Raw genomic sequence first — 21,433 nt, forward strand, 5'->3', positions numbered from 1 at the left:
CTCTGAATGTCCAGAGCGTAGTCCAACCGTAATTATCCGTTAATTAAACGTAATATATCATTGTAAGTTACTGCCAGCATCAACACAAACAACATTGCAAATCCAATGAAATGCACCATGCCTTCGCGGTTTGGATCAACAGGTCTGCCGCGCAGCGCTTCAATTCCCAAAAATACCAGACGGCTACCGTCCAATGCAGGTATTGGTAACAGGTTGAAAATCCCAAGGTACAGACTCAAAATGGCTGCCCATCTCGTTAACTGCTCAATTCCTTGTTTAGCAATTTGCCCTGTCACTTCAAACGTACGAACCGGCCCGCCAATATCGTCCATGTTGAATTGATTGATCAGATGTTTGAACCCTTCAAATATCACTTTGGTTGTGTCAACCATGGCTACGCCTGATACCGTAAAGGTCTCTACAAATCCAACGGACCGAGTCGGTAACGTAGGAACGATTCCCACTTTTCCGCCCTCTTGCCCTTCTATTGCACGTGGAGTAATCGTTATATTAAACGTTTCATTCCCCCGAGTTAGCGTCCATTCCATCGGCTTGTCTTTGGAATCGGCAATCATCGTCACCATTTTTTGTGAATCCGTACCAATAGCAGTACCATTGATGGTTTCGATAATATCGCCCTTTTGCAGGTTCGCCTGATCGGCTGCCCCACCTTCAAGCACTTCACCAATTTCAAGATTCTTCGGATTTTCCACTGGAACTCCTGCCATCTGCGCATATACAGCAAACAGCACAAATGCCAAGATAAAGTTCATCAGAGGTCCCGCAAAAATAGCCAATGCACGCTGTCCAACGGTTTTGCTGCCGAATTGACGATCTTTCGGTGCAATCTGCGTTTGTTTACCACGACTTACCAACATCGCTTGGGGATGTATACGATACTCCTGAATCTCTCCATCTACATCGAGTTGAAGCTTCAGCGCTTTCTCCATATCAATGGAGATGACTTCACCACGTATTACATTTTTACGGTTATCCAGCTGGTCCAGATAGATCATCTTCACCTGGTCATCTGCTGATCTTACCGCAATGGTCTGTCCTTCCTGGATCTCTACCAGTTCCGGATCTTCACCTGCCATCCGTGCATATCCACCAAAAGGCAACAAACGCAATGTAAACTGGGTCTCGTTTCTTTTATATGAGAACAATTTGGGACCAAAACCGATCGCAAATTCCCGTACAAGAATACCGGCGCGTTTGGCAAAGTAATAATGCCCCCATTCATGAACCGTCACGATGACAAAGAACATGAGCACCGTTAGAAATACCACTTGTATGGTTTCCAATCCCTATCCATCCTCCTTCACGGCACATACCGCAGTCTGTCCCTCTAGATTATCATTATTCTCTGATACCGCACAAGAGAATCACTTCTTCCATTTTGTTATGAAAAAAGAGATTACAGACTGGACGCAAGCTTGCGACTCTCCTGATCACATCGGGCGATCTCCTGCAGATCAGGCTCGTCCACATTGTGGTGTGCTTCCAGCACAGAAGCAATAATATCTTCTATTTTAAGGAATGAAATCTCTTTACGCAAGAAACGGGCTACAGCAACCTCGTTGGCTGCATTAAACGCCGTTGTTGCGGTTCCTCCCATTTTACCACACTCATAGGCCATTCTTAAACATGGGAACCGTTCCATATCCATCTCACGGAAATGTAATTTCCCAGCTTGAGCAAGAGACAGCCGCTGTGCTGGTGATGGCAAGCGGTCAGGATAAGTCAATGCATATTGAATGGGAACTCGCATATCCGGATTACCCAGTTGAGCGATGATGCTGGTGTCATCAAATTCCACATAGGAATGAATAACGCTCTCCGGGTGAAGCAATACGTTAATCTGATCATATCGAAGACCAAATAACCAATGCGCTTCAATAACCTCAAGTCCCTTGTTTACCATCGTTGCCGAGTCTATCGTGATTTTGGAACCCATTGACCAATTCGGATGTTTAAGCGCATCCTCTATAGTCACGTTCTTCAACTGTTCACGGGTAAGATCACGGAACGATCCGCCTGAAGCGGTGAGTGTGATTCCTGTCAGGCGTTCTCTGTTTTCACCATTCAAACATTGGAATATAGCAGAGTGCTCACTATCAACGGGCAATAAAGAGACTCCTTTGGCAGCCGCTCTTGTCGTGACAATATGCCCCGCTGTAACCAATGTCTCCTTGTTAGCCAGTCCGATCTGTTTACCCGCGTCTATGGCAGCAAGCGTTGACTCCAATCCAACACTCCCTACCACCGCTGTAACAACCGTATGTGCATCGGTTCCTGCCGCAACTTCTACGAGTCCTTCGTTGCCGTAAAACAGTTGCGTTCCTGCTGGCAAATGTGGAGCTACCTTCTCGGCCAATTCTTTGGACCCCACCGAGACTTTCTTTGGTCGGTAACGCTTGGTTTGTTCGATCAGCAGGTCTGTATTGCCTCCGGCAGCCAGTCCTTCCACTTGAAAGAGTTCTGGATGCATGTCTACTACATCTAGTGTCTGGGTTCCAATGGAACCGGTCGACCCGAGAATCGCAATTTTTTTCATGCTGCACCTCATCTTTATTTATCCAATGCCTACGACGAACAAGGCTGTTATCTCAGACTCATGTTCTTCTTTAGTAGGGCAGTAGCATTAGTATATGTACGAATGGGAAAACAACAATCCAGCTGTCGCACCGATCAAGAATGCCTCCATGCCCTGGGAGAAGATTGCCTGAATCCTTAATATTATATACACGTTTGTATGCAGACTGGATCAAGTCACCCATCTGACCTACGACTGCACAGGCAATTCCGATCACGATCGCTCTCTGCCAGGAAAGCAAACCATCTGACACTAATGCAAAAACAACAGATGTGACAATTGCAATCAGGATGCCACCCAGTGCACCCTCTATAGTCTTGTTTGGACTAATGGAAGGCCACAGTTTGTTTTTACCAATTAGTTTCCCTACAAAATAAGCCCCTGCATCACTGGCCCATATGGAGCCCAGTAACAGGAACGTCCAGAACAATCCATGATGCAGATGTCTGGATTCAGCAATGTAATAGAAACCGATTCCTATATACAAAACGCCGAGGAAAAGCATGGCTACTGTATTCACGGGAACCTTATTCTTGGTGACAACCGAAGCTGTCATCAATACAAGCATTACAATCCAGATGACCTGAAACAAGGATAGCGGCCTTGCCTCCCAAAGCATTTCCCAAGGAAACACAATGGCAAACACACCTGCATATCCAATCAGGGCCACACCTGAAAAAGGCATCACCCCGGTCATTTTAACAAATTCATAATAACCGATGAGAGCCATAAGCAATACCAAACCATGGTACCAGGGTCCGCCCAGCATGCAAAAACCTAAAAACAACACACCTGCTATGATTCCTGTCGTTAATCGCTGTTTCAACGGCTTCATCCTCCATCTATTTCAAACCGCCGTAACGCCTTGTTCTGCGCTGATATTCGGCTACTGCTTCAAGCAAATGCTTTTTGCCAAATTCGGGCCAGTATATATCCGTAAACCATAATTCACTATATGCAAGTTGCCAAAGCATAAAGTTGCTTAATCTCAACTCTCCGCTCGTCCGGATCAACAAATCCGGATCGGGCATGTCAACCGTCAGCATATGTCTATCAATGAGTTCAGGTGTTATATCCTCTGCCGATAGTTCCCCCGATTTCACCTGCAGAGCGATCTGTTTAACACAGTCCGTCATTTCACGACGACTTCCATAGTTCATTGCAAAGTTCAAAACAAGACCTGTATTATGTTCCGTAAGACGAATGGCTTCCCGCAAGGCATTGATGGTATGAGAAGGTAAATGTTCCTCTTGGCCCATCATGCGAATGCGCACATTTTTTTCTATAAGTTCATCCAGCTCTATAGCCAGAAATTCTTGCGGAAGTCGCATCAGAAAATCCACTTCTTCTTTTGGACGCGTCCAGTTTTCTGTCGAAAAAGCGTACATCGTCAGATATTTGATGCCCAGTTCATCCGCCGCGATGGTCGCACGTTTGACCGCCTTCATGCCATTTTGGTGCCCGGCTATACGCGGGAGTCCCAAACGTTTGGCCCATCGTCCATTGCCGTCCATGATGATGGCGACGTGCTGCGGGATATTGTCCTCGGATATAGTCAGCGTTTCCTGCTTGTCAGCCCCATTCCACCACGACCGAACCCGTTTGATCATTCCTGTTCCTCCAAAATCCCTGAAGTTTCTTCATCTGAAGCTTGGAAAAAGAGACAAAACCCCACCGTATTGGAGGGGCTGCGCTTGTCTTACACTTCCATGATTTCTTTTTCTTTGGCAGCAAGTACCTTATCGACTTCAGCAATAAACTTATCGGTCGATTTTTGGATATCGTCCTGATGTCTCCGGGATTCATCCTCGGAAATGTCTGACTTCTCCATTTTCTTGATGTCATCATTCGCGTCACGGCGAATGTTACGAATCGCTACTTTACCTTCTTCACCGAACTTCTTCGTCAGCTTCACAAGTTCCGCTCTGCGCTCTTCCGTCAATGCCGGAATAGACAAACGGATCATGCTACCATCATTCGCTGGAGTAAGCCCCAGATCCGATTTCATGATGGCACGCTCGATGTCACCCATGGAAGATTTGTCCCAAGGCTGAATCATCAGTGTACGGGAATCCGGAGTACTGATATTAGCAAGTTGATTCAATGGCGTCATTGCCCCATAATACTCTACCTGAATTCGGTCCAGAAGAGCTGGAGTTGCACGGCCTGCACGCAAAGAAGCCAAGTCACGACGCAATGCTTGAATTGCTTTTTCCATACGCTCTTCGGCATGTTGTTTAACCGCTTGTGGCATTAATCTACACTCCCTTTAACGATTGTTCCGATACGTTCGCCCAGAACAACACGCTTGATGTTACCTTGTTCCGTAATGGCAAATACGATCAACGGGATGTTGTTGTCCTTACAAAGCGAGGATGCCGTCGAATCCATTACACCAAGGTCTTTGTTAAGAATATCCATGTAAGTCAACTGATCAAATTTGACAGCTGTACTGTCCTTAAACGGATCTGCTGAGTATACACCATCGACTTTGTTTTTGGCCATCAAGATAACTTCTGCTTCAATCTCCGCTGCGCGCAGTGCTGCTGTTGTATCCGTGGAAAAGAACGGGTTACCTGTACCTGCTGCAAAAATAACGACCCGGCCTTTCTCCAGATGACGAATAGCTCTACGACGAATATAAGGCTCTGCAATCTGTTGCATTGCAATAGATGTCTGTACACGCGTTGGTACTTCAATCTGTTCCAAAGCATCCTGGAGTGCTAACGAATTCATTACCGTCGCCAGCATACCCATATAATCTGCAGTTGCACGATCGATGCCGTTTTCGCTACCGGCAATTCCACGCCAGATGTTTCCGCCGCCACATACAATAGCAACTTGTACACCAAGTGCAACAACCTCTTTTACCTGTTGGGCAATCGACGAGATCGTATCTGCATCAATACCGTAGCCGTTTTGACCGGAAAGAGACTCTCCGCTGACCTTTAAGACAACACGTTTAAATACTGGCTGTTCCAATTATTCACCCTCCACTTTGAATTGAACACGCTCGGTGTTCAACCAACAAAACTTCTCGCGCATGGCCTCCTGCTTAAAAAGAAAGGAACACAGTTGTGTTCCGCTCTTTTAGGAAAAACGTTTAACCGGTAAGGCACTGTTTTCCTGGGATATAAGGGAGTTTACGCTTCGAAGTTTCATCATTCTTATATCTTCGAAAATCAATCCTGTTTGCCGGTTTTAAAAACCGTCTTATTTGTTTACTTGGGACATTACTTCTTCTACGAAGTTGTCTACTTTTTTCTCAAGACCTTCACCCAGTTCGTAACGAACGAAACGACGGATGGAGATGTTTTCACCAATTTGGCTGATTTTTTCGTTCAGCAATTGGGAAATCGTTTTGTCTGGATCTTTAACGAAAGTTTGTTCCAGCAGGCAATACTCTTCGTAGTATTTACCGATACGGCCTTCAACCATTTTTTCAATGATTTTCTCTGGTTTGCCTTCGTTAAGAGCTTGAGCTTTCAGAATTTCTTTTTCTTTTTCCAACTCTTCTGTAGGAACTTCTTCGCGTGTAACAAATTTAGGATTAGCTGCAGCGATTTGCATAGCTACATCTTTAACGAAATCCTTAAATTGATCCGTTTTACCTACGAAGTCTGTTTCACAGTTAACTTCAACCAAGACACCAATACGTCCACCAGCGTGGATGTAAGATTCTACAACGCCTTCAGTTGCTGCACGGCCCGCTTTGCTTGCTGCTGCAGAAAGACCTTTCTCACGCAACAATTCAGCTGCTTTCGTTACATCACCGTTTGCTTCTTCCAGTGCTTTCTTACAATCGAGCATACCAGCGCCCGTTCTTTCGCGAAGTTCTTTTACTGCACTCGCATTAACTGCCATTATAAATTCCCTCCAAAATTAAGTATTGTACGTACACTCTAAAAAAAGGGCAGTGAGAGGTTATCCACCTGCCAACCACCCTTTTCATTTAGTTTATTGCATATGTTCGAATCTATTAAGCGGAAGTTTCTTCGCCTTGGTTAGCTTCGATTACAGCGTCAGCCATTTTACCTGTCAGCAATTTAACAGCGCGAATCGCGTCGTCATTACCTGGGATAACATAATCGATCTCGTCCGGATCGCAGTTAGTATCAACGATACCAACAATTGGGATACCCAATTTGCGAGCTTCCGCAACAGCGATACGCTCTTTGCGTGGATCGATGATGAACAGGGCGCTTGGCAGGCCTTTCATATTTTTAATACCGCCCAAGAATTTCTCCAGACGATCTTTTTCTTTGCGAAGCAAGATTACTTCTTTTTTAGGCAATACAGCGAATGTACCGTCTTCTTCCCAAGCTTCCAACTGTTTCAAACGATCAATACGTTTTTGAATAGTTTGGAAGTTAGTCAGGGTACCGCCGAGCCAGCGTTGGTTAATGTAGAATTGACCAGCACGTTCAGCTTCTTCTTTAACGGAATCTTGAGCTTGTTTCTTAGTACCCACGAAAAGAATTTTACCATTCTCTCCTGCGATTCCTTTAACGAAATTGTAAGCCTCTTCGACTTTTTTCACCGTCTTTTGCAGATCGATGATGTAAATTCCGTTTCTTTCAGTGAAGATATAACGATCCATTTTTGGGTTCCAACGACGAGTCTGGTGACCGAAGTGTACCCCAGCTTCGAGAAGCTGCTTCATGGAGATTACTGCCATCTTCACACACCTCCTAATATGGTTTTATTGTGTCCTCCGCCGGCATCATTTTTCGCCAAGACTCTCCATCAGGAAAGCACCCTCAACAAAATTAGCACATGCGTGTGTTTTAACACCGTTATCTAATATAGCACAACTGACAACCTGATGCAACACTCTTTGAAACTAAATCTTCTTCCATACTTATTGCTTTTAACCTAGCAATCTATACTTCAACTGAAACTCAACAATACTTATTATTGGTTTTTCAAATTATACGATTAAATACGCAAAAAACCGTCCTGTCCGAGCATGCTCAGCTTGACGGTTCTTTCGTAATTTTTGCGATAATGGATTTGAAACTCTCGCCTTTTTCAAGCGCATAAGTACCCACTTGGATTTTGGTGTTGATTCGTTCAGCTTTGCCAGCCTTTATGAAAGCTTGTGCATCATCAACGATTCCAGCGGTTTTTAGGTTCGCTGCAACGATCGCCAGACTATTGCCAGAACGCACTTTGAATGATACCGTTGCGCCTTTCGGATTGCTCGGCGTTGCAGGTTCTGTTGTTTTCGGCTCAGTTATCTCTTTCTGCCCTTCAACTTCACTTGTAGCAGGCTCTTGTGGCTTCTCAGGCTCGGTAGGTGTCTCCGCAGAGGTTACTGTTTCAGGCGGTGTTGCTGTATTCCCCTGTAACTCACTGCTCTCCTGCTTTTTCTTCGCCACCCACTCTGCTTCTGTGTATAATTCCTCTTCAGAACCTACCAACTTCATATCCAGGCTTTTCGCGACTGTTTCCAGCTGTTCTTTCGTCATATTGGCGGTCTGCTCAGGGTCAAGATTACTATCAGATAATGCATTTTGTCCTACTGTGGCCAGTTGAAGCAAAACTGCACCAATAATCATACCGCTCCCCAGACCAATCCATAAGGATCGCTTGTCCATGACTTAGCTTTCCTCCCGTTCTGCCAGTTGCAGTATTAACTGTACCTCACCACGCTGAATACCTGTCTGCTTGGATATGGCATCCATCGACTTACCCTCTGCATGTAAATTAAAGAGTTCTGCATATCGATCTTTAATCGATTCACGCCCAGGCATAGATTCGACTTTGCTGGTCGGTAGATCTGCTTCTAACGCCTGCTGGGCCGCCTCTGCTTGCACACTTTTCACGAGCGCTTGTGCTTGCAAACCTTCGGAAGCTTGCACAGGTATATTACCTGAGTGTGGGAGAGGTGATGCGACAGGTTCGTTCTTTTTGCTCTGTTCCAGCTGATCCAACCGCTGCTGTAATTCCTGGAGTTGCGATTGCATACGTTGATCGGCTGCTGTCGCTTCTCCTTTCATTTCAGCTACACGCTGAATGAGAGCATCATTATCATTTTCGATCTCGGTCATGTAATGTTCAAGCGTAGATTCCATCTCCTGCACCAGTTGATGCCCAGGCTCCTGCGCCTTGTTTTTCCGGGGCATGATATATGCGTAGGCAATAGCGCAGGCTCCTAATATGACAATGATGATCCATGGTGACAAATTGGGTTCTCTCCTTCTAGTTCAACCATCGGTACGTAAGACTGCATGTCCATCACAATCACCTGTTATAAAGATAGATCAATGTGTTTTCCTTTGTAAGGGTGCTCCGCAGGTTTGACGGTTTCCTGAACCTGCGCAGTTTCCTGTCCATCAGAACCACTCTGCTGATTCTCATCATGGGTATGACCATCACGCACCGAAGTCTGTGAAGTTTCGTCCATTGCTTCACTTCGTTGCCTTGCTTCGTTTGCTTCTTTCGCCGTTTGCTCTGCCAAGAGATTCTGATCTGTAACCGGTCTCTGCTGGGCCTCACTCTGATAACGCCCTGCCTCGCTTGTTCGTGGTACCGCAATCTGCAACTCCACTGCTTTGAAACTCATACGCTCACCTCACGGTTTCGAATGGATTTCTTCATGTGCCTGAATGCTGTACTTAAACGTATGGAACCATCGTAATATCGCCATCGTGATAATAAAATGAAATTCGACTGACTGGATCTTTAATAAATTTCGTGTATCTGCCGATAACTATTTTAGAGCCTCCATAAATCGTCTTCAAAATATCAACACGAGCCATACTTGTATCTTCAAGTTCCTTTTCAATTTCGAAGATACGCATTTTCGTTTCTTCACTTATACGAAGAGCAGATTTCTGCGTAGCATTCAGCTTGATTCGCATCGACATCTTATCTGGGCTTAATTGTCCAGCGGCAGCTAACTGATCCAACAATGTCAAAGCCTTCTTCGTTTTGTCCAAGGAATCCATCTGCTCTCTAACTTCCTTGCGCAAATCATTCAGTTCGTTACGCAGCCTCGGCAACACACCAACTTCAATGGCAGTGACCGTGGACATACTGTTGCCTACAACACGCGCTGAGACGTTCTTACCAGCCTGGATTGAGCCGCCAACGATAAGACCTTTGGTTCCTGCACAGATGACACCATGGGCAGCACGAATATTGGAGTGCATAATACTTTGGGAAACCAGTACATCTTCACCTGCATCCACGTTGCCTTCTTGAATAAAGGTACATTTAACATTATGGCCTGCGTGTACAAGTCCTTTGTTATAACCAATAATGCCACCGGTAATTTCGATTGAACCACCTGCTTCCAGGTCCGCTCCTTCGACACCTCCGACGACACGAATATCACCTGCTGCTTTTACTTTAAATCCGGTAAGTACGTTGCCTCGTATGACAACTGTGCCTACAAAGTCGATATTACCGTTATTGTAGTCAACGTCTCCATTGACTTCATAAACCGGAAATACATTCAGTTTGTTACCGTCCGTTTTGGTAACGAGCCCATCCAGTGCAGCATACATCGCAGATCCGTCCGGGTTAATCACAACGTTTTTCCCAACTTTAAACCGAGCTTCTTTTCCGGGACGATAAGGAATTTCCTCACCTGTTACTGCCCTGCCTGGTATACCATCGCCAGGAGCAATTCGCTCTGCAATGATCTGACCACTACGAACATTGTTTAACCGGGTCACTTCTTTGTAATCAACGGTTCCATCTTCCGATTCGAGCGGTCGTCGCTCGTTCGTATCGTCCATCCCTATCAGGATCTTGATGAATCCATCTGTTCCCTGAATAGGAGCAACACCTTGGGCAATTTTATATTTATCTTTTACATAGGTTTCAGGGTTACTCACAAAAAGCAATAATGCCTCTCGTAATACACCTTGCTTGATGCCCTTGTTCGCCACAAATTGTTCAAGTTCATCGATCGTGCAGGCAAAGCCTTCTTCCTCTTTGGAAAATTCAAGGTAGGCTGTGCATTTGTCGTCCGATAAAACAATGTTTAAACATTGTTCCAAAGCAGTCCGCTGTGTCACTCCAGTTCTTCCCCCTTTTAGACTTTCCACTCCCCAAACTCCAATATATTACTTCTCTCTATTAATCTTTACGCATCAACAAATCTTTCTGTTTGTCCAATGTGCCGCGTAATCGTAATATTGCCTTGGAATGTAACTGGGATATACGAGACGGAGAAAGAGACATAACCTCCGCAATTTCACTAAGAGAAAGGTCTTCGTAATACAAGAGTGAAACAACTGTCCGCTCTTTTACCGTCAACTTGTCCAACCCTTGCACCAAAGCTTCCTTCAAATAAAACTCATTCACTTTATAATCCGGATTTTTAGCTTTCTCATCCACCATTAAAGACAGACGTGTCTCAGACTCTTCTTCACGAATTGGGTCCTCCAGCGAGCAAAGTGACATGACTGCCACTTCCTGAAGCATATGTTGAAAATCTTTGGTCGACACGTCCAGATACTCACTCATTTCCTCATCACTAACGGACCTGAGATAGCTTTGTTCCAGCTGCTGGTAGGCGTCTTCAATCCGTTTGGCCTTCTCCCGCACAGAACGCGGAACCCAATCACCTTGACGCAGACCGTCAAGTATGGCTCCGCGGACCCTCCATGATGCATAGGTTTCAAATTGCAGACCACGTTCATAGTCGAATTTCTCCAATGCATCAATCAATCCCATAACGCCATTACTCTCCAAGTCATCTTTAGGAACATTTTTAGGCAAACCGACTGCCAGGCGGCCGGAAACATAATTTACAATATGGAGATACTTTTCAATCAAAGTTTTCTTGGCTTCAAGATCTCCATGCTCTTTCCACTTTTCCCACAGATCAGAATGGTTCAAATGTGAAGCTTTACGCTCGTTCAATTGCTTTCACCCTCCTTATTTGTCTGTCAGGTGACGAACGGCCTGCGCCAATTCCTCCGGATCCTTTGTCCGGACAAGTTTAGGCGGATCCAAAGGGGCGAATCCCGTTGGAGCTTTCGTCTCAGATGGCGGAAGATCGTCTCCAGAGGAGGCGTTCTGTCCACTCTTGAGCAAGTCGTTCAGCTCTTGTCCATCGTCTTCGAGTTTGATGTCCACCTGTGAACCTCTTTGATCTTGAGCATTTGGTGAATCATAACCATATCCATTTCCCTGGGGCTGAGGGTTCAGCAGCAATCCCAATCCCCAACGTAAACCATATGCAAGGACAAACCAGGCTACGAATCCGATCAATCCGCGAATTAAACTGGTCGTCAGCACATTGCTGCTGTAAGCTACAAAAAAAGTAAGAATAAATCCAACGATGCCTGCTCCTAGATTAATGCGGTAGTTTCCTATCATAGTCTTATAGTTCCTTTACACCCATTTGTACACTTCGAATAGTCAAAAGGCCAGTTTCACAATCCATTTCAATCGTTCGTCCATAATTACCACCCGTATCTTCTGCAAGAAGGGGGATATTGAGTTTTTGCAGCCACTCTCGACAAGAATCTGCATTCCGTGGTCCAATGCGCATCGTATCCCCAGCACCGGCAAAGGCAAACATCTGAGAGCCTCCAGCCATTTTAGAAACGATACGAGAGCGAGCAGCGCCTAATTTTATCATTTTTTCCAAAAGCTCAGGCAACGCCGTATCCGCATATTTGGCTGTGTTCAGTTTCCCTTCACGGGCAATCTCGGAAGTAGGAAGCATGACATGCGCCATTCCAGCCAGTTTCAAATGTGGGTCATACATTGTTAATCCCACACACGAGCCCAGGCCAGTCGTACGGATTACGCCAGGAAGATGAGCGATGTTTAAATCCGCCATACCGACTTTAACGACGCTTTTGTCCTCAATCATGGCTCAGTGGCACCCCTAGCGATTCAAATATCTTTGCAAATGATGGCGGATCTGGAATCAGGAAAAACTGACCCTCAACCTGATCTTCACCTTCAAAGAAAGATGTGTCAATCAACAATGCATCGTCACCCATCTCGCCGAATTGCAGCAAGCCATAGCTCAGAATGGCACCCGCCATATCAATAGCAAGTCCAGGAACGGTTGGATACATGGACAACTTCGTGAAATCTGCCAAAGAAGAAAGATATGATCCAGCCAAAATATTTCCAATTTCGGAAAGGGCTGATTGCTCCATATCTGTGAAAGCGAGTCCTTCTTTCAAATCAAATCCAGCAAGTCTATTCAACAACATTTTAGCAGCCTCTGGTGTCATCATAAAGAAAAGATTTCCCGGTGCTTCCCCTTCTACACGAAGAAATACGGTAACAACGATGCGTTCATCTCCGCCCACTTTTTCAGCAACTTCTTCAAACGGGAGCATTTGTACTGTAGGTACACCCATGTCAATCGGTCTGTTGAGGAGTTGAGACAACGCCGTTGCGGCGTTGCCTGCTCCAATGTTACCGACCTCTTTGAGCACATCCATCTGGAATACCTCAAATCGGTTGAACATTTCCACGGTACTAGCCCTCAACACTTTCCAGCTGTACAATCTCGCTTTTATTTAATACTTCGTTCAGGTTAAGCATAATCAGCAAGCGTGAATCCTCCAATTTGGCCACACCACGCAGATATCTCGCTTTGACGCCGCCAACCACTTCTGGTGGACTATCGATCGCACTGCTCTTGATATCAATAACATCATTGGCAGAATCTACGATAAAGCCAACTTGCATGTCGTCTACACCTACGATAACAATACGAGTCTGGTCCGTATACTCCGATTCCGGAAGGGAGAAACGACCGCGTAGATCAATGACCGGGATTACAACACCACGTAGATTAATTACTCCTTTTACAAAGGAAAGTGTCTTGGGAACACGGGTAATTGGCATCATGCGCTCAATCGTCTGAACCTTGTCTACCTCAATACCATACTCTTCGGTACCCAATTTAAAGACGATGACTTTCAACTCTTCTTCCATGTAAAAAACCTCCCTATTAAATGTAAGACTTAGCTATATGCTTATTTAATAAATGCATTAGGATCAAGAATCAGGGCTACTTGTCCATCTCCGAGTATGGTTGCTCCAGAGATTCCTTCAATAGCAGGCAAATACGTTCCCATTGATTTGAGAACAATCTCACTTTGTCCAATAAATTCCTCAACAGCTACGGCTGCAAGACGGTCACCTTTGCGAATTACGACAATTTCTGTTTCCTGCTCATCAGCATCATTGAAATCCGGTACGGAGAACACTTCGCTCAAGGACAAGTATGGAATCAGTGACTCACGGAACGTGATCATTTTATTGCCGTGAATATTGCGAACCTGCTCACGCTGTACAATCGCTGTCTCAACAATGGAGGACAATGGAACAGCGTATTTCTCTGAACCAAGTCGTACAAGCATTGCAGCGATAATGGAAAGAGTCAACGGAAGTTGAACAGAGAAGTTCGTCCCTTTGCCTGGAGTCGAATGAATCGTTACATTACCGCCAAGCGAAGTGATTTTTGATTTTACTACATCTAAACCAACGCCTCTGCCGGAGATATCTGAAATAACATCCGCAGTACTAAAACCAGGTGCGAACAGCAGTTGATTCACTTCATCGTCGCTCATCTTGGCACCTTGTTCTTCAGTTACAACTCCACGTTTGATTGCGGTTTTCAGAAGCTTGTCGCGATATATTCCTTTACCATCATCTTCAATCTCGATAAATACGTGATTTCCACTGTGGAAGGCGCGCAGGTTTACTGTACCCATCTCTGGTTTACCTGCAGCTACACGCTCTGCAATGGATTCAACACCATGGTCAACCGCATTACGCAGCAAATGCACAAGGGGATCACCAATCTCATCAATTACCGTACGATCCAGTTCCGTCTCAGCACCTGTAATGACCAGATCAATTTTTTTATCAAGTGTCTTAGCCAAATCACGGATCATACGCGGGAATCGATTAAATACGGTATCTACCGGAACCATCCGCAATTTCAATACAATGTTTTGCAAATCCGTGCTTACTCTGCTTAAATGTGCTACCGTATCGGATAAATCATTGTTACCTGTCTCACTGGCCAGTTGCTCCAGACGGGAACGGTCAATCAACAATTCACTGAACAAGTTCATCAATACATCGAGGCGTTCAATATCGACACGAATGGTACGTGAAGGTGCCGCAGCTTGTTTCGGCGCAGCTGTTTTGGCTGGTGCCGTCTTGGCTTCTTCATTGGATGCAGAATTCTTATCTGGTGAAGCAACCTCAGCTACAATAGTCGGTGCGGTTGGTGCTTCAACTGTGGCTGCGACCTGATTAGCCATCTGCTGAAGAGTCTCCTGATCCAATTGGATCAGCTTCGCACTTTCAATTTCAGAGATACTCATGATGCCTTCTTCCAGTTCGTGCGCCTCTTTAGTTGTTATGTAATACAACGAGAAACTGCGCTCAAACTTCTCCTGCTCAATATCCTGAACGGATGGGTAAGCCTTTACGACTTCACCTGAACGCTCGAGCATATCAAAGACCATATAAGCCCGAACACCTTTTAACTGGCTATGCTCACTTACAAGCACATCTACATAAAATACACGGTGACCTTCAGCAATCGACTGATCCAGCACTGAATATTGGAATTCATCCAGCTCCACAGCCGACGCAATTGAAGCGTTAGCCGATTTGTTTTTTTCAGTTGCAGGCGCATCTCCGCTTGTCATTTCACCATTTTCAATTGCCTGAAGTGAAGCTACGATAGCGGACACATCCGCTTTACCTTGTCCACCTTCGGTAATATCCTGAACCATAGTTTCCAAAGCATCCAGACTCTTGAACATGGTATCAAAAATGAAATCTTGCATTTTCAACTTCTCATTACGCACCAGGTCCAGCACATTTTCCATTTTATGTGTCAATGATGCCAAATCTTCGAAGCCCATTGTTGCCGCCATACCCTTCAGGGTATGAGCAGAACGGAAAATGACCTGAACTATTCCCAGATCTTCCGGATTGCCTTCAAGTTGAAGCATGTTTTCGTTAAGGGATTGCAGATGATCATTAGACTCATCAATAAACATAGATAAATATTGGTTCATGTCCATTGTGAGGCACCTCCTCCGTGAGTTACACTCCGTTATTTCACTGCTTGAACAAGTTTAGACGCAATCTCCTGCAGTGGCAGAAGATGTCGAACGCATTGCAGCTCTACAGCAGAACGCGGCATACCATATACAACACATGTTTCTTCATTCTCGGCAAAGGTTGATGTAACTCCTGCTTCGTATAATCTCTTCATCATACGTGCTCCATCACTGCCCATTCCTGTCAGCAAAACAAGATGCCTTTGTAAAGATGTAAACGGCAGAAGCGACTCAAACATCGTATCCACTGAAGGTCTATGTCCATTCACTGGTTGATCTTCAGTCAACTTCACGATAAACTTCCCGTCCGCTGTTTTGTTAACTTTCACATGGAATCCGCCGGGTGCTATATAGGCGGTCCCTTTTTTCAGAACCATGCCCTCTTCAGCTTCAACAACATGCAGTGGACTGAACGTATTCAATCGTTGAGCCAGAGAACGGGTGAAATTGGGCGGCATATGCTGCACAATAATGACCGGTGCTGGCAAATCAGCAGGCAACTGCTCGAGCAATGTCTTGAGAGCTCTAGGCCCACCCGTAGAACAACCTATCGCCACAAGCTTGTTGAATAGCCCTTCTGGGCCCCCTGCACCTTTTGGAACAAGATTAGACTTGGTTAAATCCTTGGTTTTTGCAGAGGCAGAAGTTGCTGCTATTTGATCAGCTGCCACTCGAGCTGCATTAGGTAGTCGAATTTCCTTAGGAGTCTGTACTGGATTAGCTGACCTCACTGCTTTTTCTGCATTTGTCCCCGAGTTACGCTCTGACTTCGGTAAAGGCTCCGTTCTATTCTCTACGCGGCCTGGTTTCGAAGGTGATACTGGCGCAATTGGTTTCTTTGATTTGGCCTGAAAGACTTCAGTTCGCTCTTGTATAGAGCGTTGACTTGTCTGAGCAGGTTCGATCGTTTTTTTCACAGGCTCCGCTCGATCCCTGGCTGGCATTTCTTTCTGCACTGGCTGAGTCGGGGGAGCTACTGTTCCTCGCAACATGTCTCTATTTTTCATGGATAAATCACGATCAGCTTTTCGTTTGATCTCATTCATCGCAGCACGCATGCGTTCAACCAAGGCTTTGCCGACTTGAGCGATATCCTGGTCATGTACAATGGATGGTTTGCGAATGAAGTCAAATGCCCCTGCTTCAAGCGCCATAATGGTTTCTTTCATGCCTTGTTCATTGATACCAGATAGCATAATCACAGGAACGAAGGATTCCTTCATAATTGATTTTAATGCGTCCAACCCATTCATTTCGGGCATCTCAACGTCCATTGTGATAATATCAGGTTTCAATTCTAGCGATTTTTGAATCGCTTCCCTACCGTTTGATGCCGTTGCCGTTACCTTGAATTCCGAATCCGCTTCAATTAAATCCGTAACAATCTTACGCATAAAAGCGGAATCATCGACAACCAATACTTGATACACCGCCATGTTGTGTCACCCCTGTTTCCTTTATTCAGAAATCATGTTGTACGTTTAAGCCACTTATTCATAAATCCCCTGATTCCTGTCAAGGTTCCGGATTCCGGAGTTGCAGGTACAGCCAAATAACGAAGAGCAAGTTTCTCTATATCTTTGGAGGCTTTGGCATTGGGATACGCCAGACTATAGGGCATTTGTCTTTTAACCGCCTTGACTACCTGGGCGTCTTCTGATATATACCCAAGTAGCGGAATATCCGTCTGCAAAAACCGCCTTGCTACTCCAGCTATTTTATCTGCCACCCGTTCCGCTTCCCGTTCGTCTTCCACCCGGTTAACGATCATCCGAAAGGGTGTAGCATTTTCCTGGCCGTGCATAACTTTGACTAAAGCGTAAGCATCGGTTATTGAAGTCGGTTCAGGTGTGGTTATAATCAGGCATTCATCGGCAGCACCGATAAACGTCATATTCTCTCTGGAAAGACCTGCCCCTGTATCGAAAATGACATAGTCCATTTCCTGGGCAATATCCTCCACTTGACTGGCGAAGAACTCCAGATCACGGTCAGACAATGAAAACAACTCTTTCATGCCTGACCCTCCAGCAATGTAAGGCAAGCCGCTGGCACCAAGTTGTATGATCTCCCTTATGGATTTTTGTCGGTACAACAGGTGGTAAAGATTATAGGATGAAGACGTACCCATAAGAACATCGATATTAGCCATTCCAATATCAGCATCAAACACAAGTACCTTTTTCCCTAAAGCCTGTAATGCCAGTGCAAAGTTTAGTGTAAAATTGGATTTCCCAACACCTCCCTTACCACTGGCCACAGTAATGATTTTAGAGGAACGGTTAGCTCGTTCAATGCCTTCCATTTCCAATGGCTCCGACACCATACTTCGAAGTGAAGCTGCCTGATCCTTCATTGTGTCCATTCTCCCAGCAACTGTTTAGACAACGAATCTGCATCCGGCTTCAACAAATCGTCTGGAACATTTTGTCCATTTGCCACATATGCAAGCTTGAGTGGAAAACGATGTAGCAGGTTAAATAGCGGACCGCAACTCCCAGTCTCATCCATTTTGGTGAAAATCACCTTATCCAGGCCATATTTGCTGAAATGTTCTGTAATCTGAACCATATCAGCACTTTTGGAAGTCATGCTCATGACCAAAAAGGTTTCACTATTCTCGACAGGAGCAAGCAAACTTTGCAGTTCCGAGACAAGTAATTCATTTCTGTAGTTTCTACCTGCTGTGTCCATAAAGATCAAGTCACAATGCTCTAAACGAGAGATTGCACGTTGTGTATCACCGGGCGATTGTACCACCTCAAGTGGAACATTTAGTATAGAAGCATACGTTCTAAGCTGTTCTACCGCTGAGATCCGATACGTGTCAGATGTAATGAATCCAACTTTACGCTGTTTTTTGAACATTTGTTCAGCGGCTAATTTCGCAATTGTCGTCGTTTTCCCTACACCGGTTGGGCCAGCTACATAGACGATTCGAGTGGTAGGAAGAATGCCTTCATCAATACGTTCTTCCAAAAAGTGCATGACCTCAAGTTTTACCGCTTGTTCTACATCCTGTTCATTCAATCCATTCTCAGACCATTTTGCTTGTATCGAATCGAACCAGGATTCCCATACTTCAGGCCAAACCTCTTGTTCTGTCAAACGCTCTCGGATCGTATACAGTTCCTCTGGCACAGGGTCCGCAGAAGTACCTTGCTTTGAAAGCTTGGTCACCATCTGTTTAAGATCCTGCAATTCAGTCATCAACTTATCCTGCTGCAGGTCTGAGCCCGCATGCTTCGTGGCAGTTGTTGAACCCGAAAAATCCGCCCCTTGCGGTCGCGGTTTATGATCCGTGCTCGAAGAACCTAAGCTACTATCTATGTCTGAACCGATATTACTCGATTCAAACATAGACGACGCAGCCGCAGATTTTTCCTGAGCACTTTGATCAGCTGTATTCGTTGTAGCCGACTCATCAGAAGCAGCAACAAACGAACGAGCTGTTTGGCGATAGGCCTCAGGTACAAACGCACGAGGTACAGGTGTGAATTGATTTTGTGCTGGCTTCGTCGTTTGCTTGTTTTCTTCCTTATCCACTGCAGCTACAACTTCGATCCGTTTCTTGCGAAACATTCCCATCACACCGCCCACCTTAATCTCTTTAGTGGACAGAATGACGGCATCACTTCCCAGGTCTTTGCGAATTTGAAGCATAGCTTCGGGCATGGTCTCAACAACGTATTGTTTTACTCTCATAAGTTCACCACCCCGATACTTTGAATTTCAACATTCGGCTCCAACTCGCTGTAGGAAAGCACAGGAATGTCCTGCATAGTACGTTCAATAACCTGACGCAGATACATCCGAATGGTTGGAGAAGTTAATACAACAGGTTGTTGACCTGATTGAATCAAACGGTTCACTTGTTCACTCAGCTTCTGATATACACTTTGTGTAGAAACAGGGTCTAACGCAAGATAGCTGCCTTGATCGGATTGTTGCACACTTTCAGCAATTTTCTTCTCAAGACCAGGTCCCACCGTGATCACTCGAAGCGTCTCGCCTTTCTGTGAAAACTGCTGAGTAATCTGACGTGAGAGGGATTGTCTGACGTATTCAGTCAGGACATCCGGGTCCTTCGTATACGTACCATAGTCAGCCAGTGTCTCGAAGATGGTAACCATATCACGAATAGATATTTTCTCACGCAATAACTTGGCAAGCACTTTCTGCACATCACCAATGGAAAGTAGGGAAGGAATCAGTTCATCCACCAATGCAGAATAGTTCTCTCTGAGATTATCCACAAGCGCTTTCGTCTCTTGTCTTCCAAGTAACTCATGCGCATGTTTCTTAATCAATTCCGTCAGATGTGTCGCCACAACAGATGGCGGATCTACAACCGTATACCCTGCAAGTTCCGCTCTGTCTTTGGTTACTTCATCAATCCACAGTGCCGGAAGTCCAAAAGCAGGCTCTGTCGTTTCAATACCTGTCACGGACTCCTCATCATAGCCTGGACTCATGGCAAGGTAGTGATTCAACAACAGTTCTCCGCCGCCTACCACGTTCCCCTTGATTTTGATAACATACTCATTAGGTCTGAGCTGGATATTATCTCGTATCCGTATGACCGGAACAACCAACCCCAGTTCAAGAGCACACTGCCTCCGAATCATAATGATCCGATCCAATAAGTCCCCGCCCTGCTGATTATCAGCCAGTGGGATTAAACCATAACCAAATTCAAACTCAATAGGGTCAACCTGAAGCAGATTAATTACACTTTCAGGACTTCTGACCTCTTCAATCTGCTGTTCTTCTTCCAGCTGTTCTTCCGCTTCCTGTTTCAAATTCAAATTATTCTGCATGCGCCATGCGGCAAATGCCAGCACGCCTGCCAACGGAAGTGTGGTAATAATATGAATAGGTGTGAAGAAACCGAGCATGGCAATAACGAAAGCTACAATATAAATGAGTATTGGATATGTAAACAGTTGCCCCGTAATATCCTCTGCCAAGTTTCCTTCAGATGATGCTCTTGTAACGATGAGACCTGCTGCCGTTGAAATAAGAAGGGCAGGAATCTGGCTGACCAATCCATCTCCTATAGTTAGAACGGAGTACGTCGCAAGTGACTCAGCAAAATCAAGACCATGCACAGTCATCCCGATGATGAATCCACCAATCAGATTAATCAGGAGGATGATAATACTTGCAATTGCGTCTCCTTTTACAAACTTACTTGCTCCATCCATCGCTCCATAGAAATCAGCTTCGCGTTCAATTTTGGAACGACGCTCACGAGCTTGTTGCTCGTTGATCAGACCCGCATTCAGATCCGCATCAATACTCATTTGTTTACCTGGCATCGCATCGAGGGTGAATCGGGCAGCAACTTCAGCTACACGCTCCGAACCCTTGGTAATAACGATAAACTGAACGACAACCAGGATCAGGAACACAACAAAACCAATCGCAATTTGCCCTCCGGCAATCCAGCTACCAAAGGTAGCAACAACGGCTCCAGCATCCCCTTCACCAAGGATCAGCTTGGTTGTCGAAATGTTTAATGCAAGTCGGAATAGAGTAGTGATTAGCAGTAAAGCTGGAAAAATAGAAAACTGCAACGCTTCTTTGCTGTTCATCGCAACAAGGAGTATCATCAGTGCAATTGAAATATTGACGACGAGCAGCATATCCAATAGCCAGATTGGGATCGGGAGAATCATCATCAACACAATGCCGATAATACCCGCAAGGACAGCTAAATCTTTTGTTTTCAATGAATGTACGGCCTCCGATCCCC

22 protein-coding genes are annotated in these 21,433 nt (G+C 45.3%); all 22 read right to left on the bottom strand.

What is annotated here, in order from left to right:
* Positions 1–32: 32 nt before the first annotated feature.
* Positions 33–1,304 (bottom strand): RIP metalloprotease RseP, encoded by a 1,272-nt coding sequence (gene rseP / locus HF638_RS00725; RefSeq protein ID WP_169478462.1) that lies wholly within the window; start codon positions 1,302–1,304, stop codon positions 33–35.
* A 113-nt stretch (positions 1,305–1,417) separates the two neighbouring features.
* Positions 1,418–2,557 (bottom strand): 1-deoxy-D-xylulose-5-phosphate reductoisomerase, encoded by a 1,140-nt coding sequence (locus tag HF638_RS00730; protein WP_145146935.1) that lies wholly within the window; start codon positions 2,555–2,557, stop codon positions 1,418–1,420.
* 70 nt (positions 2,558–2,627) lie between these two features.
* Entirely contained in the window at positions 2,628–3,422 is a 795-nt protein-coding gene (locus tag HF638_RS00735; protein ID WP_169478463.1) for a phosphatidate cytidylyltransferase, read from the bottom strand.
* A gap of 16 nt (positions 3,423–3,438) precedes the next feature.
* Entirely contained in the window at positions 3,439–4,206 is a 768-nt protein-coding gene (locus tag HF638_RS00740) for an isoprenyl transferase (protein WP_017689151.1), read from the bottom strand.
* Between the two features lie 89 nt (positions 4,207–4,295).
* Positions 4,296–4,850 carry a ribosome recycling factor gene (gene frr / locus HF638_RS00745; protein WP_100529402.1) on the bottom strand — a complete coding sequence of 185 codons (555 nt, stop codon included), beginning with the start codon at positions 4,848–4,850 and terminating at the stop codon, positions 4,296–4,298.
* Entirely contained in the window at positions 4,850–5,578 is a 729-nt protein-coding gene (pyrH, locus tag HF638_RS00750) for a UMP kinase (protein WP_017689153.1), read from the bottom strand. The genes frr and pyrH overlap by 1 nt, the downstream gene beginning before the upstream one ends.
* A gap of 231 nt (positions 5,579–5,809) precedes the next feature.
* A complete protein-coding gene (gene tsf, locus HF638_RS00755; RefSeq protein ID WP_169478464.1) occupies positions 5,810–6,460 on the bottom strand; it encodes a translation elongation factor Ts in 651 nt (216 codons plus the stop codon).
* A 115-nt stretch (positions 6,461–6,575) separates the two neighbouring features.
* Complete coding sequence (gene rpsB / locus HF638_RS00760; protein WP_017689155.1) at positions 6,576–7,274, bottom strand: 30S ribosomal protein S2; 699 nt, start codon at positions 7,272–7,274, stop codon at positions 6,576–6,578.
* Between the two features lie 295 nt (positions 7,275–7,569).
* Positions 7,570–8,196: an endolytic transglycosylase MltG gene (locus tag HF638_RS00765; RefSeq protein ID WP_169478465.1), complete on the bottom strand. Its 627-nt coding sequence runs from the start codon at positions 8,194–8,196 to the stop codon at positions 7,570–7,572.
* Between the two features lie 3 nt (positions 8,197–8,199).
* On the bottom strand, positions 8,200–8,784 hold the full coding sequence (locus HF638_RS00770; protein ID WP_169478466.1) for a hypothetical protein: 585 nt from the start codon (positions 8,782–8,784) through the stop codon (positions 8,200–8,202).
* Between the two features lie 65 nt (positions 8,785–8,849).
* The gene (locus HF638_RS00775) at positions 8,850–9,164 is read right to left on the bottom strand and encodes a hypothetical protein (RefSeq protein ID WP_169478467.1); all 315 of its coding nucleotides are present in this window, start codon (positions 9,162–9,164) and stop codon (positions 8,850–8,852) included.
* Between the two features lie 52 nt (positions 9,165–9,216).
* Positions 9,217–10,626 carry a FapA family protein gene (locus HF638_RS00780; protein WP_169478468.1) on the bottom strand — a complete coding sequence of 470 codons (1,410 nt, stop codon included), beginning with the start codon at positions 10,624–10,626 and terminating at the stop codon, positions 9,217–9,219.
* A 61-nt stretch (positions 10,627–10,687) separates the two neighbouring features.
* Positions 10,688–11,476, bottom strand: a complete 789-nt coding sequence (locus HF638_RS00785; RefSeq protein ID WP_017689160.1) for a FliA/WhiG family RNA polymerase sigma factor — start codon at positions 11,474–11,476, stop codon at positions 10,688–10,690.
* A 15-nt stretch (positions 11,477–11,491) separates the two neighbouring features.
* Positions 11,492–11,935 (bottom strand): hypothetical protein, encoded by a 444-nt coding sequence (locus tag HF638_RS00790; protein ID WP_169478469.1) that lies wholly within the window; start codon positions 11,933–11,935, stop codon positions 11,492–11,494.
* Between the two features lie 4 nt (positions 11,936–11,939).
* Positions 11,940–12,437, bottom strand: a complete 498-nt coding sequence (locus HF638_RS00795; RefSeq protein WP_169478470.1) for a chemotaxis protein CheD — start codon at positions 12,435–12,437, stop codon at positions 11,940–11,942.
* Entirely contained in the window at positions 12,430–13,050 is a 621-nt protein-coding gene (locus HF638_RS00800; RefSeq protein WP_139331862.1) for a chemotaxis protein CheC, read from the bottom strand. The genes HF638_RS00795 and HF638_RS00800 overlap by 8 nt, the downstream gene beginning before the upstream one ends.
* Positions 13,051–13,060: 10 nt before the next feature.
* Positions 13,061–13,522 (bottom strand): chemotaxis protein CheW, encoded by a 462-nt coding sequence (locus HF638_RS00805; RefSeq protein WP_062833811.1) that lies wholly within the window; start codon positions 13,520–13,522, stop codon positions 13,061–13,063.
* A gap of 41 nt (positions 13,523–13,563) precedes the next feature.
* Positions 13,564–15,636, bottom strand: a complete 2,073-nt coding sequence (locus HF638_RS00810) for a chemotaxis protein CheA (RefSeq protein WP_169478471.1) — start codon at positions 15,634–15,636, stop codon at positions 13,564–13,566.
* Between the two features lie 32 nt (positions 15,637–15,668).
* Positions 15,669–17,111, bottom strand: coding sequence for a chemotaxis-specific protein-glutamate methyltransferase CheB (cheB, locus tag HF638_RS00815; RefSeq protein ID WP_169478472.1), 1,443 nt, complete (start codon positions 17,109–17,111; stop codon positions 15,669–15,671).
* 32 nt (positions 17,112–17,143) lie between these two features.
* Complete coding sequence (locus HF638_RS00820) at positions 17,144–18,031, bottom strand: MinD/ParA family protein (protein ID WP_169478473.1); 888 nt, start codon at positions 18,029–18,031, stop codon at positions 17,144–17,146.
* The gene (gene flhF, locus HF638_RS00825; protein ID WP_169478474.1) at positions 18,028–19,380 is read right to left on the bottom strand and encodes a flagellar biosynthesis GTPase FlhF; all 1,353 of its coding nucleotides are present in this window, start codon (positions 19,378–19,380) and stop codon (positions 18,028–18,030) included. The genes HF638_RS00820 and flhF overlap by 4 nt, the downstream gene beginning before the upstream one ends.
* Positions 19,377–21,410 (bottom strand): flagellar biosynthesis protein FlhA, encoded by a 2,034-nt coding sequence (gene flhA, locus HF638_RS00830; protein ID WP_169478475.1) that lies wholly within the window; start codon positions 21,408–21,410, stop codon positions 19,377–19,379. Before flhA ends, flhF begins: the two co-directional genes overlap by 4 nt.
* Between the last annotated feature and the right edge of the window lie 23 nt (positions 21,411–21,433).

It is taken from the genome of Paenibacillus sp. SZ31 (assembly GCF_012912005.1).
GTDB lineage: Bacteria > Bacillota > Bacilli > Paenibacillales > Paenibacillaceae > Paenibacillus.

What these genes read in the sequence shown, in the direction of transcription:
- tsf (WP_169478464.1), bottom strand. Translation starts at nt 6,460, where the DNA reads ATGGCAGTTAATGCGAGTGCAGTAAAAGAACTTCGCGAAAGAACGGGC.
- frr (WP_100529402.1), bottom strand. Translation starts at nt 4,850, where the DNA reads ATGCCACAAGCGGTTAAACAACATGCCGAAGAGCGTATGGAAAAAGCA.
- HF638_RS00740 (WP_017689151.1), bottom strand. Translation starts at nt 4,206, where the DNA reads ATGATCAAACGGGTTCGGTCGTGGTGGAATGGGGCTGACAAGCAGGAA.
- cheB (WP_169478472.1), bottom strand. Translation starts at nt 17,111, where the DNA reads ATGGCGGTGTATCAAGTATTGGTTGTCGATGATTCCGCTTTTATGCGT.
- flhF (WP_169478474.1), bottom strand. Translation starts at nt 19,380, where the DNA reads ATGAGAGTAAAACAATACGTTGTTGAGACCATGCCCGAAGCTATGCTT.
- HF638_RS00800 (WP_139331862.1), bottom strand. Translation starts at nt 13,050, where the DNA reads ATGTTCAACCGATTTGAGGTATTCCAGATGGATGTGCTCAAAGAGGTC.
- HF638_RS00775 (WP_169478467.1), bottom strand. Translation starts at nt 9,164, where the DNA reads ATGAGTTTCAAAGCAGTGGAGTTGCAGATTGCGGTACCACGAACAAGC.
- rpsB (WP_017689155.1), bottom strand. Translation starts at nt 7,274, where the DNA reads ATGGCAGTAATCTCCATGAAGCAGCTTCTCGAAGCTGGGGTACACTTC.
- HF638_RS00810 (WP_169478471.1), bottom strand. Translation starts at nt 15,636, where the DNA reads ATGGACATGAACCAATATTTATCTATGTTTATTGATGAGTCTAATGAT.
- HF638_RS00820 (WP_169478473.1), bottom strand. Translation starts at nt 18,031, where the DNA reads ATGAAGGATCAGGCAGCTTCACTTCGAAGTATGGTGTCGGAGCCATTG.
- HF638_RS00730 (WP_145146935.1), bottom strand. Translation starts at nt 2,557, where the DNA reads ATGAAAAAAATTGCGATTCTCGGGTCGACCGGTTCCATTGGAACCCAG.
- HF638_RS00805 (WP_062833811.1), bottom strand. Translation starts at nt 13,522, where the DNA reads ATGGAAGAAGAGTTGAAAGTCATCGTCTTTAAATTGGGTACCGAAGAG.
- HF638_RS00790 (WP_169478469.1), bottom strand. Translation starts at nt 11,935, where the DNA reads ATGATAGGAAACTACCGCATTAATCTAGGAGCAGGCATCGTTGGATTT.
- HF638_RS00795 (WP_169478470.1), bottom strand. Translation starts at nt 12,437, where the DNA reads ATGATTGAGGACAAAAGCGTCGTTAAAGTCGGTATGGCGGATTTAAAC.
- HF638_RS00765 (WP_169478465.1), bottom strand. Translation starts at nt 8,196, where the DNA reads ATGGACAAGCGATCCTTATGGATTGGTCTGGGGAGCGGTATGATTATT.